This is a genomic window from Streptomyces sp. NPDC002701, from assembly GCF_042889045.1.
Lineage (GTDB): Bacteria > Actinomycetota > Actinomycetes > Streptomycetales > Streptomycetaceae > Streptomyces.
Genome location: NZ_JBIAQL010000030.1, coordinates 42,169 through 55,911 on the forward strand (window position 1 = coordinate 42,169; position 13,743 = coordinate 55,911).

12 protein-coding genes and 4 pseudogenes are annotated in these 13,743 nt (G+C 67.5%); 11 read left to right on the forward strand and 5 right to left on the reverse strand.

All coding sequences use genetic code 11. The features are described 5' to 3' along the window. Positions 1-51 precede the first annotated feature (51 nt). From ACFYXC_RS37935 to ACFYXC_RS37950, 4 genes and pseudogenes are all read left to right on the forward strand, one after another. Entirely contained in the window at positions 52-825 is a 774-nt protein-coding gene (locus ACFYXC_RS37935) for a glucose 1-dehydrogenase (RefSeq protein WP_055512680.1), read from the forward strand. A gap of 6 nt (positions 826-831) precedes the next feature. Beyond that, a pseudogene (locus tag ACFYXC_RS37940) lies at positions 832-975 on the forward strand (IS5/IS1182 family transposase); the annotation flags it as partial. A gap of 195 nt (positions 976-1,170) precedes the next feature. Further along, positions 1,171-2,346: an IS701 family transposase gene (locus ACFYXC_RS37945; RefSeq protein ID WP_389557248.1), complete on the forward strand. Its 1,176-nt coding sequence runs from the start codon at positions 1,171-1,173 to the stop codon at positions 2,344-2,346. A 146-nt stretch (positions 2,347-2,492) separates the two neighbouring features. After that, positions 2,493-3,026 (forward strand): hypothetical protein, encoded by a 534-nt coding sequence (locus ACFYXC_RS37950; RefSeq protein WP_389557250.1) that lies wholly within the window; start codon positions 2,493-2,495, stop codon positions 3,024-3,026. A gap of 133 nt (positions 3,027-3,159) precedes the next feature. Here ACFYXC_RS37950 and ACFYXC_RS37955 read toward each other — a convergent pair whose 3' ends face one another. Continuing rightward, the gene (locus ACFYXC_RS37955; protein WP_389557227.1) at positions 3,160-3,336 is read right to left on the reverse strand and encodes a hypothetical protein; all 177 of its coding nucleotides are present in this window, start codon (positions 3,334-3,336) and stop codon (positions 3,160-3,162) included. Between the two features lie 604 nt (positions 3,337-3,940). Here ACFYXC_RS37955 and ACFYXC_RS37960 point away from each other — a divergent pair. From ACFYXC_RS37960 to ACFYXC_RS37970, 3 genes are all read left to right on the forward strand, one after another. Next, the gene (locus ACFYXC_RS37960) at positions 3,941-4,162 is read left to right on the forward strand and encodes a hypothetical protein (protein ID WP_389557228.1); all 222 of its coding nucleotides are present in this window, start codon (positions 3,941-3,943) and stop codon (positions 4,160-4,162) included. A 122-nt stretch (positions 4,163-4,284) separates the two neighbouring features. Further along, positions 4,285-4,947, forward strand: coding sequence for a response regulator transcription factor (locus ACFYXC_RS37965; protein ID WP_389557229.1), 663 nt, complete (start codon positions 4,285-4,287; stop codon positions 4,945-4,947). 133 nt (positions 4,948-5,080) lie between these two features. After that, positions 5,081-6,091: a sensor histidine kinase gene (locus ACFYXC_RS37970; RefSeq protein WP_389557231.1), complete on the forward strand. Its 1,011-nt coding sequence runs from the start codon at positions 5,081-5,083 to the stop codon at positions 6,089-6,091. Positions 6,092-6,342: 251 nt separating this feature from the next. Here ACFYXC_RS37970 and ACFYXC_RS37975 read toward each other — a convergent pair. Beyond that, positions 6,343-6,801 (reverse strand): annotated as a pseudogene (locus ACFYXC_RS37975) (IS701 family transposase); the annotation flags it as partial. Between the two features lie 185 nt (positions 6,802-6,986). Between ACFYXC_RS37975 and ACFYXC_RS37980 the strand changes: the two are divergent. Further along, positions 6,987-7,471, forward strand: a pseudogene (locus ACFYXC_RS37980) (transposase); the annotation flags it as partial. Positions 7,472-7,709: 238 nt separating this feature from the next. Further along, positions 7,710-8,648 carry an AraC family transcriptional regulator gene (locus tag ACFYXC_RS37985; protein WP_389557233.1) on the forward strand — a complete coding sequence of 313 codons (939 nt, stop codon included), beginning with the start codon at positions 7,710-7,712 and terminating at the stop codon, positions 8,646-8,648. 8 nt (positions 8,649-8,656) lie between these two features. On the opposite strand, the gene ACFYXC_RS37990 is transcribed toward ACFYXC_RS37985, so the two are convergent. The 3 genes from ACFYXC_RS37990 to ACFYXC_RS38000 form a co-directional block, all read right to left on the reverse strand. Next, entirely contained in the window at positions 8,657-9,400 is a 744-nt protein-coding gene (locus ACFYXC_RS37990; protein WP_389557234.1) for an SDR family NAD(P)-dependent oxidoreductase, read from the reverse strand. A gap of 148 nt (positions 9,401-9,548) precedes the next feature. Beyond that, positions 9,549-9,776, reverse strand: coding sequence for a hypothetical protein (locus ACFYXC_RS37995; protein WP_389557236.1), 228 nt, complete (start codon positions 9,774-9,776; stop codon positions 9,549-9,551). Between the two features lie 718 nt (positions 9,777-10,494). After that, positions 10,495-11,148, reverse strand: coding sequence for a helix-turn-helix domain-containing protein (locus ACFYXC_RS38000; RefSeq protein WP_389557238.1), 654 nt, complete (start codon positions 11,146-11,148; stop codon positions 10,495-10,497). 68 nt (positions 11,149-11,216) lie between these two features. Between ACFYXC_RS38000 and ACFYXC_RS38005 the strand changes: the two genes are divergently transcribed. Both ACFYXC_RS38005 and ACFYXC_RS38010 read left to right on the forward strand, forming a co-directional pair. After that, a complete protein-coding gene (locus ACFYXC_RS38005) occupies positions 11,217-12,155 on the forward strand; it encodes a zinc-binding alcohol dehydrogenase family protein (RefSeq protein WP_389557239.1) in 939 nt (312 codons plus the stop codon). Positions 12,156-12,334: 179 nt separating this feature from the next. Then, positions 12,335-13,480: pseudogene (locus ACFYXC_RS38010) on the forward strand (IS701 family transposase). The last annotated feature ends 263 nt before the right edge of the window (positions 13,481-13,743 follow it).

Genomic DNA, 13,743 nt, shown 5'->3' on the forward strand with positions numbered 1-13,743 from the left:
GCTCCATAGCACTCAAGAGACGATTCGATGAACGGGAGGCGGTCTTCCGCCATGTCTGCAAGAGCACTCGAGGACAAGGTCGCACTGGTCACCGGCGGCAGCCGGGGCATCGGCCGGGCGATCGCGGAGCGGCTCGCCCAGGACGGCGCCGCCGTCGGCGTCACCTACGCCCGCGACGAGACGGCGGCGAGCGAGACCGTCGAAAACATCCGCAAGAACGGAGGACGGGCCTTCGCACTCCAGGCGGGGCTGGGCGAACGCGGCGACGCGGCCCGCCTCTGGGCCGCCTTCGACGCCGCGGGCACGGAGCACGTGCCCGACGGGAAGCTCGACATCATCGTCAACAACGTCGGCATCGGGGATTTCGCATCCCTGGAGTCGTTGACCGAGGACGCCTTCGACAAGGTCTTCGCCGTGAACGTGCGTGCACCGTTCTTCGTCACGCAGCAGGGACTGCCGCGCCTGCGCGACGGGGGCCGGATCATCAACATCTCCAGCTCCGTGGCCCGCCTGGCCACGCCGGGAATGATCGCCTACGGCGCCACCAAGGGAGCCCTGGACAACTTCAGTCTCGCCCTCGCCAAGGAGCTGGGCCCCCGGGGCATCACGGTCAACTCGGTGGCCCCCGGAACCGTCCTCACCGATGCCAGCGCGGCCACCCTGCTGGGCGATCCGCATGCCGAGGCGCAAGCGGCGTCTCTTGCCGCCCTCGGCCGGATCGGGCGGCCGGAAGACATGGCCGACATCGTGGCCTTCCTCGCCTCCGACGACGCACGCTGGGTAACCGGCCAGGTCATCGACGCAACGGGAGGCATGGCCCTCTGACGTGTTAAGGAGAGGAACACCGTCGAGCGGCTGATCAACCAGATGAAGGCATGGCGTGGCATCGCCACCCGGTACGACAAGTCTCCCGACAGCTACCTCGCCGGCCTCCACCTACGCGCCTCGATGATCTGCCTCAAGGACCTCACCTGAGCCACCCATTGATCGGAACTCAATACGGTCCCTGGTACTCCAGCCGTAGATCGTGATCCTGCTGGTCAGGGCTGGCGTGGAGATGGCTGCGGCCACTGTTGATCATCGTGAGTTGTGTGGACAAACGAAGATCAGACGGTGGCCGCGGGGCACAGCGTAGTGCCTGCCCGGTGGCGGACAATGTTCGACCAGCTGATGGGCCGCGTGGCGGGCCGGTTCGCTCGGGTCGAACCCCGTCGTCGCGCAACGGCGTTGGTGCTTGGGCTGCTGTCGGACCTGCCGCGGAAGAACTGCTGGGCCCTGGCCGAGTACGCGGGCGATGCCACTCCGGACGGCATGCAACACCTGCTGCTCCGCGCGAAATGGGACGCCGACGCGATCCGCGACGACATACACGCCTACGTGATCGAGCACCTCGCCGACGACCAGGCGGTACTCGTGGTCGACGAGACGGGCGACCTGAAGAAGGGCACGGCGACCGTCGGCGTCCAGCGCCAGTACAGCGGCACTGCCGGCCGCACCGAGAACGCCCAGGTCGCCGTCTATCTCGTCTACTCCGCAGCCCGCGGACACGCAGCCATCGACCGAGCCCTGTACGTGCCACGCTCGTGGACCGAGGACCCGGACCGCTGCCGGAGCGCGGGCATCCCGGACGACCTGGCCTTCGCCTCCAAGCCCCAACTCGCCGCCCGCATGGTTGAGCGGGCCCTGGACGCGGGAACCCCCGCTCGCTGCGTCGCGGGCGACGAGGTCTACGGCGACAACCCGCACCTGCGGACCGCCCTTGAACACCGCCGGACCGGCTACGTCCTGGCCGTCTCCAGCACCCACCCGATCACCACGCACGCTGGGAAGTTCCAGGCGAAGACCCTGACCGCGCGGATCCCGAAGCGGACCTGGCAGCGACTGTCGGCCGGAGCGGGCGCCAAGGGCGAGCGGTACTACGACTGGGAACAGGTCGACATCCACGACCCTGCCGGTCGGCCCGGCCACTGGTGCCTGCCGGTCCGCCGCAACCGCCGCACCGGCGAACTCGCCTTCTACCGCTGCTTCTCATCCCGGCCGGTGGCACTGTCCAAACTGGTACGGGTGGCCGGACGGCGCTGGACGATCGAGGAGACGTTCCAGGCCAGCAAGGGCCTGACCGGCCTGGACGAGCACCAGGTTCGCCGCTGGACCTCCTGGGACCGCTGGGTCACGCTCGCAATGCTCGCCCACGCCTTCCTTGCCGTCACCGCAGCCACCGAACGCCGCGACCGGCCCGCCCTCAACGGCCTGATCCCCTTGACCTGCAACGAGATCCAGCACCTGTTCGCGGCCCTGATCAGCCCGGTCCACGACCTCGCACACCGCCTGCGCTGGTCACACTAGCGACGCCGACACCAAGCCCGTGCCCGAGCCTGCCACTACCGACGGCAAGCAACTGTCCAGCCATAGAGCTTCGTCTTCGCTGAGCAGGGGCGATATCGGGATGTCGCGAGGTCGGTGCCGGTGCATACTTCCTCACCGTGGAAATCATGACAGGCGAGCCGCGGCGCCTTCGATCTGGACCGAGCGCCGAGGATGACGACGAGCCCCGGCCGTTTCTGGTGCGCCTCCGGTTCACTGCCCAGGACCCGGCCCAGGTCATCGACAACGCGCGTGCGGTACTGACGTGCGTCGTCTCCCAGATGGGTGACTGGCCGGCAGAAGAGCTTTGGCCGCAGCTGCTGCCAGCCTGGTTCATCCAGCGGTGCGCACCCGAGACTCCGGAACCGGAACATGGCGAGCCCCTCGACATGGAGGGGTGGCTGCGTCAGTGGCGCGCGATGACGCCAGAGGAGAGAGCGGCTGTCGATCAGGGGCCGTGGACGCTCTCAGGATGGTTGTACTACTTCGACCCGAGCGAAGAAGGAATGGGAGACGATCGCAGCTGGTGGTGGTGGCACGCAGGAACCGACGAGTCGGGCGGCTGGGTGCAGGTGGCCACCACTGGCTGGCCCTTCGGCAGCGGTTCGCTGTCCTGGCTGCTTGAGGCCAGTGGTGGCGTGGATCTCGTCTACGGGCCATAAGCAGCGACTCGTCATGATCGCGAACTACGGCTGGAGTATTAGGCACGGAAGTGAGAGTCAGCACAGTGGCGGCGAGTTCGGTGTCCACGGATGACAGACCGGAGCTGATGCCGATGCTGCGGTACGACCGTTGCTATCGCCGGTCGGCGGCGGCCCGCCCGGACTCGGGATGCTTGTCACCCGGGCGAGGACAGAGCAGATCCGCTCGTCGGGCCACCAGGACGAAGTCCCAGTCGGCTACCAGGAGCCGGGCACAGGTGGCACCGACGCCCGAGGTGCCACCGGCGATCAGGATAAGGGTTCGGGACACTCGGCCAGTCTTCTCCACTGAACTCACAGTCATCCAGAGCCTGTTGTACCAAGCATGTTTATGTCTGTCCCAGCGGACATGCGATGCCGCGGGGTTCGCCAGGGCCTCCACCGTCTCGACGAGTCGGCGCAATGTCCTGCCCACGGCTCTTGACGCCCAGGAATCCGTACCGGCAGGCGCGCCGGTCGTCAGCACTCCAGCACCATGATCACGAATATCCCGATGGCACCAGAGTCCGAGTCCGCGCTGGCCACCCGCCACTCCCCCGTCGGGATAACCAGCGACCCGGGGGCCCTCGAGCGCCAGGACAACCGGGGTGCTCCCGTACCTGCACCTCCTCCCTACAGAACACCCAAGCCGCCCGATCACCCGGCAGTCCCACTGCGGCGTGACCGGCGCAGCCTGGTGCCGGTGACGGAACGACCATCTCGGCGCTTGGCCGTGCCAACGGCGGATCTGCTGATCAAGGGACGTCAAGTGAGCGAGACCACAAGGCCGGAGCGTCGCGTGGGTTCACGCGGCTCTTTACGACTCCGCAACAGCGGACCGCATTGACTGGCGCTCGCCGACGCCGAAGGACGGCTCGGTAGAAGGAGCTGTTGCCATGAAAATCAAGAAGACCACTGTTGCCGGGCTCACGCTCGTCCTCGCCCTGTCCGGTGGTGGCATCGCCGTCGCGGCCTCCATGGCCCAAGCGGACACCTCCGCCCCGACCGGTCGGACGGCGAACGACGCCCCGGAGATCGGTAAGACGGGCCAGACGGGGGACCAGCCCGGCCCGGGAGTGACGATCCACAAGGCGGAGGCCGGGGTCCGGGCCGGCTAGCGGCGCCACCGGCGGGCCGGGGAGAGAATGAGGCATCCCCGGCCCGCCGCATCCGGCCGGAAGCGGCGCGATGCGATGTGGTGAGATGCGGACAGTGGCAACGGACGTCGAAGGGACGCCGCATGAAGGTGTTATTGGCGGAGGACGAACAGATCCTCGCCCGAGCCATCCGCAACGAGTTGCACCGGGCGGGACTCACCGTCGACGTCGTCCACGACGGCCGGAGCGCGGTGGACCTGCTGCGGTCGCAGGAGTACGAGGCCGTCATCCTCGATCGGGACCTGCCCCTGCTCTCCGGCGACGAGGTGTGCAGGTACATCGTCGCCCACCACGCGTCGACTGGAGTGCTGATGCTGACCGCGTCGGCAACGCTCATCGACCGGATCACGGGACTGCGGACAGGAGCCGACGACTACCTCACCAAACCCTTCGAGTTTCCCGAACTCATTGCACGGCTACGGGCGTTGCAGCGCCGGTCCGGTCCCCGGACACCGCCGGAACTCCGCTTCGGTGAGCTCCGTCTCGATCCCTTCACGCACCAGGCGTTCCGCGGCGGCACACTCCTGCCGCTCACTCCCAAGGAGTTCCGCATCCTGGAGCAACTGCTACGCGCGGAAGGCGGTGTGCTTAGCGCTGAGACGCTTCTCCAGCGAGCGTGGGACGAGCACGCCGACCCCTTCACCAACTCCCCCCGCGTGGTCATCTCCACGCTGCGCAAGAAGCTGGGCAAGCCCTGGCCGATCGAAACCGTTCCCGGTGTGGGGTACCGCGTTGTCCGCACCTGACGAGGAGAGGACGACGCGAACGGTTGAGCGGCGGACGGCTCAACGCAGGTCCCTCAGCACCCGGGTCATCGGCAGCCTGGTTGTCGTCTTCGCCGTGCTGGCGCTGGTCATGATAGCCACTATCACGCTGTTGATGGCCTACGTTCCCGCGGGCATCGTCGGAGGGGCGCCGGCGGTCGCACCCGGCACGACGGACGGCGGCGTTCCGCCCTCCGCGGGTGTGCCGGGTCCGGTCCTGCCACAGCGCGAGGTCGAGCGGCTGCTCGTGTTCTCGGCGATCGCTCTCACCGTCGGGGTCGTGTGCGGAGCGTTCATCGTGCGCCGGATCGTACGACGCTCACTCGCGCCGCTCGGCGCGATGACCGACGCGGCACGCCAGGCCGCCACCACGGACCTGCGGGCCCGGGTACCGGTGGGCCGGACCCGGGACGAGATCACCGACCTCGCCGTCACCTTCAACATCATGCTCGCGAGGCTGGACGACGCCTTCGAGGCACAGCGCCGTTTCGCGGCGAACGCCTCCCACGAACTCCGGACACCACTGGCCACCACCCAGGCGGTCATCGACGACGCGCTGGCCGAAACGCCGCACGGACCGACACGTGACCTTCTGCGGGACCTGCGCACCCTGAACAGCCGCAGTGTCCACACCGTGCGCACGCTGCTGGACCTGGCGGAAACCCAAGCGGGCCGAGGCACCCCGGAGGTGGTCGACCTGACGCTCGTCGTCCGCCGGGAAGCAGCTTCGCACCGGCCAACCGCCCTTGCGAACGGCGTGACAGTGACCGAGAACCTTGGTCCCGCCGTGGTCGACGGCGAGCCATCCATGATCCAGGTCATGGTGCGCAACCTCCTCGACAACGCCATACGGCACAACCACCGCGGCGGCCAGGTCGAACTGCACCTGCGCGACGAAGGCCCTGGAATCCTGCTCCGCGTCGCCAACACCGGTGCCGCCATGACTCCCCAGGAGGCCATGAGGATCACCGAACCCTTTTACCGCGGCGCCGGACGCCTGGGAAGTAGCGGCAGCGGACTGGGCGCCGCTCTGGTGGCCGCCGTCGTCACCCGGCACGGGTGGCGACTTCACCTGTTCCCCCGGCCGGACGGTGGTCTGATCGCCGAGATCCGGATGCCGGCATGACCAAACTCGTCCACCGGAAAAGCGGAAAGGGGTTGTGACACAGCTTCTCCAACTTGACTCTCAAGCTTCTATAGATCGTCAACCCCTAGTACTGCAACGGTGCTTGCGCGGAATGCTGGGCAGTTTTCAGGGACTGTGAACGCGCCGTTTGTAGTGACTGATGCGGGCTTGTTTCTGGCGTCGGCGACGCCATATCGACCGGTGCAGGATGTGGTCGACCGGGGTGGGACGGCAATCGGTGAGGCGGGTGATCAGACGTCTGATCTCGGCGAAGCTGAGGTGGATGAGCGGGGAGGATCCGTTTCCGCTTTGTCCGCATCCAGCTGGCGGGCCCGCAGGACGGTCAGGCAGGCGTGGGCCGCCATGGCCAGGGTCATGTGGCGGTGTCAGCCGGGGTAGCGGCGGACCTGGTAGTCGTCCAGGCCGCACTCCTGCTTCGCGGTCGGGAAGCATTCCTCCACCGCCCAGCGGCTGCCCGCGATACGGATATCAGCTCGTCCAGCGTGGCGTCGGCCGGACAGTAGGCGATGTAGTAGGAAATCTCCTCGGGCCTGCTGACGCTGCGGCGGGCCAGAACCCAGCGCCGGCGGTCATCGCGGTGCCAGGGCCGCACCTCGACGCGGGCCCAGTCATAGATCCGCCGACCATGGCTCCCTCACCGCACGATCGGCGCTTCCACTCTGCCGTGGCAAGCCGGAGAACAGGTCGTGGCCCCTCGCCCCACACCGAGATCATCGCAAGGTCGAACTTGATCACTCGGTTCGGTAACTACCGTACACGGAGGCGGCCTTCGGCTGAAGATGTGCTCCTGCCAAGGAACACACACGTCCAGCACGAAGGCCGTGAAGATGAGTCTGCTGCATCATGACGTCCGATCGGAAGCATTGGCACAACTGTCATGCTGTGGTGGTCAGGCACCGACGCCACTGCGGCAGACGCCGACCGGCTCTGGCAGGCATACCTGCGACGCTTCGACATCGAGCACACCTTCCGCCTCTTCAAACAGACCCTCGGCTGGACCTCCCCAAAGATCCGCACCCCCGAGGCAACCGATCGATGGACCTAGCTGATCCTCGCCGCCTACACCCAACTGCGGCTCGCCCGGCCATTGGCGGCCGACCGGCGTCGCCCCTGGGAAAGACCAACCCCGCCGGACAGGCTCACCCCCGCCCGAGTCCGTCGCGACTTCCGCCACATCCACCCAGAGGCCAGCTGCCCGGCCCAAGCTCCGAAACCCACCCACCCCGCCCCCGGACGACCTCCAGGCCGAAAGAACACCCGACCCACCCCACGCCACGACGTCCACACACCCCGCAAAACACCGGCGGCGAAACAACGAACGGAGAAGTCAACTACCCCACGGCACGCCGCACTGGTTAAAGATCAAGCTAAGCGGTGTCTCGTAACTCGATGTCGGCGTCGCCTCTGGCCGTTTCGGGGGTTCAGTGGGCCGGAGTGATGTTGTGCATGAGGACGATCGTAGTCGCGTACGATTTTGTAGGTTTTGAGCCAGGACGGGCAGTGTTCGCGAGCGCGGATTTCGTGGCGCCTGGCGTTGTAGTCCTGTTCGACCCGGCGCTCCTCACCCGTCTCGACGGGATCGGCATACTGTACAGGGATGTATCGCTGGAACGAGCATGGTCTGATACCGACGCCCAGGGCCTGGCAGGAAGCGTTCATCGACTTGCACGGCGAGAGCCGGGTCACCCTCACCGATGCCGGCCCGTGGGCGGGTCGGCTGGAGTGGCAGCGGTCACGGTCGTACGGCATCGCGCTCTGCGGTAACGTCCGCGAGGAGTTCGTGCGGGAGCGGCGGCACATCCGGACAGACCCGCGCGGAGTGTTCGAGCTACTGGTGCCGACCGCCGGGAGCGCCCAGGTGGAGCAGGCCGCGGCCGCGGGCGAGATCCGGCCGGGCACTCTCGCGCTGTGCGACGTGGACCGCCCGTTGACCTTCACCCACGGCGAGGAATTTCAGTCGGTCGCGCTGATCGTCCCTGGTGAGGCGATATACCGCCGAAATCCCGCCGCGGCCCAGGATCCGCAGGTCTTCGACGGCACCGTGGGGCTCGGCCGGCTGATCCGGCAGACGGTGCTCACCCTCCAACAGGAGCGGGAACACTTGTCCGAGGCAACTTTCGACATCGCATGCGACCAGTTGCTCGACCTGCTCTGCCTGGCCGCTGAAGGCGCCAGCGACTCGGCGCCGGCCGCCCAGCGAAGAGAGGTCGAGGCGCAGGTGAGGCAGTACATCCGCCGTCACGCTGCCGACCCCGACCTCTCCATCACCGGCATCGCCCGGGCCCTGGGTTGGTCGGCGCGATATCTGCAAGACGTGCTACAGGCCGCCGGCACCACCTCTCGCGAGCTGATCCGCTCGGAGCGGCTGCGGCTGGCCCGGACCCGATTGGCCAGTTCAGCCTGGGCCTCCCGGTCGATCGCGCAGGTCGCGCACGCGTCCGGGTTCGCCAGCCACGCGTCGTTCGCCACCGCCTACCGCCGCGAGTTCGGCGTCACGCCCCGCGAGACCCGCGGCGACGGCCGCAGTGAGTCCTGAGCCCGGCCTCAGGCGAGGGCGCCGCCGTCGACACGAAGGGTGCTGCCGGTGATGTACGCGGCGTCCGGGCCGGCCAGGAACGCCACCACACCGGCGACCTCGTCGGCCTCGGCGTACCGGTGCATAGGGATGACCGCCTGAAGCATGAACTGGCCGCCCTCGGAATCCTTCGGCATGGCCATGTCAGTGTCGATTATGCCGCACTCGATCACGTTCACGTTGATCCCGCGCGCGGCGAAATCCTGGGCCCACCCGCGGGTGTATGCCGTAACTGCAGCCTTGGTCGCCGCGTAGTCGGACATGCCTGCTGCGAAGGTCTTGCTGGCAAGGCCGGACGACAGGTTCACGATCCGGCTGCCCTCACGCATGTGCCGCACGGCCCGGTAGGTCGTGTCGGCGACACCCGTCAGGTTGATCGCGAGCTGCTGATCGCGTACGGCGTCGGTGATCTCCCCGGGCCAGAAGACACCGGCGCTGTTGACCAGGATGTCGATCCGGCCGAACTTCTCAGCGACCGCGTCCACCATGGCCGTCACCTGGGCGCGGTCGGCCTGGTCGGCCCGGATGCCCTCAGCGCGCACGCCCTGCGACCGCAGTTCCTCGACCACCGTCTTCGCTCTCTCCGCCTGCGTGACATAGGTGATGACCACGTCCGCGCCCAGCGTAGCCAGCCGCCGGGCCGTCGCCGCGCCGATCCCCCGGCTGCCCCCGGTCACCAGCGCCACCTTGCCCGACAGAATCTTCTCGATCACGAACCAATCACTCCTTGCGAAATCCGCGCCTACCCGTGCCCGGTCAACGATCGCGGTCGGGACGCGCGCGGTCTTTCGCTGCGGCGCACAGTGCTTGCGCCAGGGCGCATAGAGATCCGCGGCTGGTTATATGGTGACCACACCCTGTCTACTTCAGCCATGCCGATCTCATCACCCACCGATGGTGGGTCGGCGGATCCGGATCGAAGATGATGTTCGCGGGCAGCTTGGCCCCGGCCCAGTCGTAGATCCGCGGGCCCTTGGCCCCGTCACCGCAGGACAGCCGCTGCCAGGCATCACGATGAGCTGGTCGATGCACCAGATGCCGGCCAGGGACATGGCAGGTCTGCACCCGCCGCTCCATGACCGAGTTCATGCGCGGCATTCGGACGCCGCCGAAGCATCACCTCGATACCCGTGTCCTTGAGCACCTCGTCGAATGGCCGTGAGAACTTCCCGTCCCGACCCCTGATCCGACAGCGAGCCCGGCAGCCGGCGTCCTCGATGTCCATGACGAGATTCTGCGCAGCCTGGACCACCCAAGACGCGGTCGGGTGCGCGGTCGCGCCCAGGATCCGGATCCGGCGGCTCACGTGCTTGATCGCGGTGAACACGGACAGGCGGACCCCGGACAGAGTGACGGCCTCGAAGAAATCGCACGCCAGGAGCGCGCCGGCCCGGGAGCGCAGGAAGTCCGCCCAAGTGCTCAAGGCCCGCTCGGGCGCCGGGTCGACGTCGGCCCTCCTCCAAGATTTCCCAGCGCGAGTACGAGCAGCTCACCGTGCAGGCGCCGATAGCCCCAGCCTGGATTTTCCCTGGCCAGGCGCAACGAAGCATGTCGGCGGGCGACATCGGCTCACATTGGCGCAGCATCCGGAGGTGGAGCTGAGTCAGTGCTGGGTCCCCGACCAGGGCGGGCTCGTCGCGGTCGATAGCGGCTCGTGCGATCGCATGATGGTCCACGAGGAAGGCCACACGAGCGCGGCCACAAGCGGCAAGGCGTTCCACAGGATCGGTTCCGGGCCCCAACGGCGGCGGTCCGGACAGCACCCGTTCCCGGAACTGTTCCTGGACAGCGCCGAAGTCCTCGTAATCTATTCACGCGCGGATGGCGCGGCGCGGATCCGTAGGCGCAAGCCTTCGCTCTGGACGCCGAAGACGGCGAGTATCTCCGCGGGGTCCGGGCCGGCCGCGCCGTACCAGTGCGGTGCTCGCGCGTCGTACTCGGCCACCTCACCGGCGGTCAGGACCAGTTCGTGCGTGCCGAGCACGAGCCGTAGGCGTCCAGAGAGCACACACAACCAGTTTCGGCCCTCGTGTACATGCAAGCGGGGCACCTCCGCCGCACTGCCGTGCCCGCGCTGGCGCTCCACGGGCATGTCGTCGCCGGGTTCCGAGACAGGGACGAGTATCCGGTATGCCTGCAGACCACCGGGGCGGTCGCTCAGGCGTACGAGAGTCATCCCCCGGCGGGTGATGACGGGCAGGCGCATCGTCGGCTCTCCGTCGCCCGCGCCGATGAGGTCGTCGAGGCTGATCTGGTGGGCACGGGCGAGCGACAGCAGATGCCTCAGCGTGGGAAGGCGGCCGCCTGACTCCAGCCGGGAGAGCACGCTGCTTGAGATCCCGGTCAGCCCGGACAGAGCGGCCAGGGACAGCCCTCCGCGGTGGCGCAGCTCCCGCAGACGTGAGCCGAGAGCGGACTCGACCGGGTTGACATCACGCAGTGGTGGGTCTGCGGCACTCATGCCGACCCATGTTGCCAGATTGACAATCTTGTGGCGGATGGCAGGGGGCGACACCATAGCCTCCCGCCATGAGCTTGAGCATGATCGCGCCGAGGTTCGGCCCGCCTGATGTGCTGGAACCCCTCGACGTGACGGTACCCCCGCCCGGTCCCGGTGAAGTGACCATCGACGTTCGCGCCGTCGGCGTGAACATGAGTGACGTCTTGGCCATCGGTGGCGTCCTCGCCAACCCCACGCTGCTTCCGCGCCATCCTGTCGGCTACGAAGTGGCCGGGATCATCGCGGCGATCGGGCCGGACACCCAGATCGCCTCGGGCGGCGGCGAGACCGGGGATCCGGTCCTCGCCTTCCGTGTGGTCGGCGGCTACGCTGAGCGCCTCAACGTGCCGGCCGTGGACGTGTACCACAAGCCCGACGTGTTGAGTTTTCCGGAGGCCGCGAACCTGCTCCTGCCGGCGACGACCGCCTCCAAGCTCCTGCGCGTCACCGAGGTGAAGGCAAGGGACGTCGTCCTGGTCCACGGAGCGTCCGGGGCCACTGGAGTGAGCGTGCTCCAACAGGCCGCGGTGCTGGGCGCCCGTGTCATTGGCACGTGCAGCAGGGAGAATTTCGCGCTGGTGAAGCGCTTCGGCGGCGAGCCGGTCACGTACGGGGAAGGCTTGGAGGAACGAGTACGCGAACTCGCTCCGGACGGCGTCCATGTCGCTCTCGACTGCGTCGGCACCGACGAGGCGCTGGATGTGTCCTTCGCACTCGTGGCGAATCGCCGACGGGTCATGACGACCGCCGCCTACCCCCGTGCCCTCGCCGAGGACATGGAACTCATGATCGGAACCTACCCCGCCGAGAGCGAGCGGGCAGCGCGCGGACGACTGATCGACATGGCTGCGCAGGGCAGGCTCGTGGTGCCCATCGTACAGACCTACCCACTCGCCCGGGCGGCCGAGGCATTGAACTTCCTGGCACAAGGACATCCCGGTGGCGGCAAGTTGGCGCTGATACCTTGAGACCGCGCCGATCGTGCCGTCGGGCGCAGTCCCGCAGCAGGCGAGCACGGCCTGGCCGCCGCCGTCCGTCTCCCACCGTCCCCAGTACTGCAACGGTGTCTACCGTGACTGCTGACCAAGTTCGTCGTGGTGTGGTTATGGGTGGGGACCTTGCTGATGCGCGCGTGTGAGCAAGTGAACTGGAGGCTGCGCGTGGGCGGTTCGTGCACCGGTTCAGCCGGTCCGAGCCGCGGGACTCGACACTGGCCTACATGTGCAGGGCCTGATCGCTCCGCTGCAGCGCAAGAACGGCTGGACGCTGGCCGAGGAGGCCGGCCATGAAGGGCCGGACCGTATCCACCGGATGCTGAACCGGATCGAGTGGGATGCCGACGAGGTCCTCGACGGTGTGCGCCGCTACGTGGTCGACAACCTCGGTGACCGCGAAGCGGTGCTCATCGTCGACGACACCGGCTTCCTGAAGAAAGGCACCCGATCGGCAGGTGTTCAACGGCATTATTCCGGTACCGCGGGCCGCACGGAGAACTCCCAGATCGGCGTCTTCCTCGCCTACGCGACCGGATGCGGACGCACGCTGATCGACCGGCGGCTGTATCTGCCCACCACATGGACGGACGACAGCGAGCGATGCCGGTGGGCAGGCATCGACGACAGCGTCGCTTTCGAGACGAAGGTGTCGATGGCCAAGGCGATGGTCCGCAAAGCGATCGCCGAGAAGATCCCGTACGGCTGGGTGACGGCGGACGCCGCCTACGGCTTCAGCAAGGGCTGGCGCTACGAACTGGAACAGGCCGACGTCATCCACCTGATGGCCACAACGAGACACGACACCGTCGTCACCCACTGGGCACTCGACCACCCCGTCCACGACCTCTTTCCCCGCTCTGCCCCGGCAGGAGTGGAAACGCCGTTCCTGCGGTGAGGGAGCCCACGGCAGACGCCTCTACGACTGGGCCCGCGTCAGGTCCGCCCCTGGCACCGCGAGGACCGCCGGCACTGGGTCATCGCCCGCCGCAGCATCCGCAGACCCGAGGAGATCCCGTACAACATCGCCTACTGCCCCGCCGGCACCACCCTGGATGAGCTCATCCGTATCGCCGACAGCAGGTGGGCGGTGGAGGAATGCTTCCAGACGGCGAAGCAGGAATGCGGCCTGGACGACTACCAGGTCCGCCGCTACCCAGGCTGGCACCGCCACATGACCGCTCGCCACGGCCGCCCGTGCCTGTCTGACCGTCCTGCGCTCCCGCCAGTTGGACATGGAGAAAGCAGAAACGGATCCTCCCAGCTCATCCACCTCAGCCTCGCCGAAATCCGACGCCTGATCACCCGGCTCACCGACCGCCGCCCCATCTCCATCTCCATCGACCACATCCTGCACTGGTCGCCATGGCACCGCAGACGCCAGCACCAAGCCCGACTCAGTCACGACAAACGACGCGGCCACAGCCCCTGAATACTGCCCAGCACTCAGAGCAGACACCGTTGCCGTACTACTGATCTATTCGGGGTGTTGTCGGAGGGGCTGACGGGTGGTGATCCCTGCGGTAGGCCGGTGGTATGAGGTATGCGCAGGGCGGTGGACTGA

Excerpts from the sequence above, each read along its gene's own strand:
- ACFYXC_RS37935 (WP_055512680.1), top strand. The coding sequence starts at position 52 with ATGTCTGCAAGAGCACTCGAGGACAAGGTCGCACTGGTCACCGGCGGC.
- ACFYXC_RS37945 (WP_389557248.1), top strand. The coding sequence starts at position 1,171 with ATGGGCCGCGTGGCGGGCCGGTTCGCTCGGGTCGAACCCCGTCGTCGC.
- ACFYXC_RS37950 (WP_389557250.1), top strand. The coding sequence starts at position 2,493 with ATGACAGGCGAGCCGCGGCGCCTTCGATCTGGACCGAGCGCCGAGGAT.
- ACFYXC_RS37960 (WP_389557228.1), top strand. The coding sequence starts at position 3,941 with ATGAAAATCAAGAAGACCACTGTTGCCGGGCTCACGCTCGTCCTCGCC.
- ACFYXC_RS37965 (WP_389557229.1), top strand. The coding sequence starts at position 4,285 with ATGAAGGTGTTATTGGCGGAGGACGAACAGATCCTCGCCCGAGCCATC.
- ACFYXC_RS37970 (WP_389557231.1), top strand. The coding sequence starts at position 5,081 with ATGGCCTACGTTCCCGCGGGCATCGTCGGAGGGGCGCCGGCGGTCGCA.
- ACFYXC_RS37985 (WP_389557233.1), top strand. The coding sequence starts at position 7,710 with ATGTATCGCTGGAACGAGCATGGTCTGATACCGACGCCCAGGGCCTGG.
- ACFYXC_RS37995 (WP_389557236.1), bottom strand. The coding sequence starts at position 9,776 with ATGAACTCGGTCATGGAGCGGCGGGTGCAGACCTGCCATGTCCCTGGC.
- ACFYXC_RS38000 (WP_389557238.1), bottom strand. The coding sequence starts at position 11,148 with ATGAGTGCCGCAGACCCACCACTGCGTGATGTCAACCCGGTCGAGTCC.
- ACFYXC_RS38005 (WP_389557239.1), top strand. The coding sequence starts at position 11,217 with ATGAGCTTGAGCATGATCGCGCCGAGGTTCGGCCCGCCTGATGTGCTG.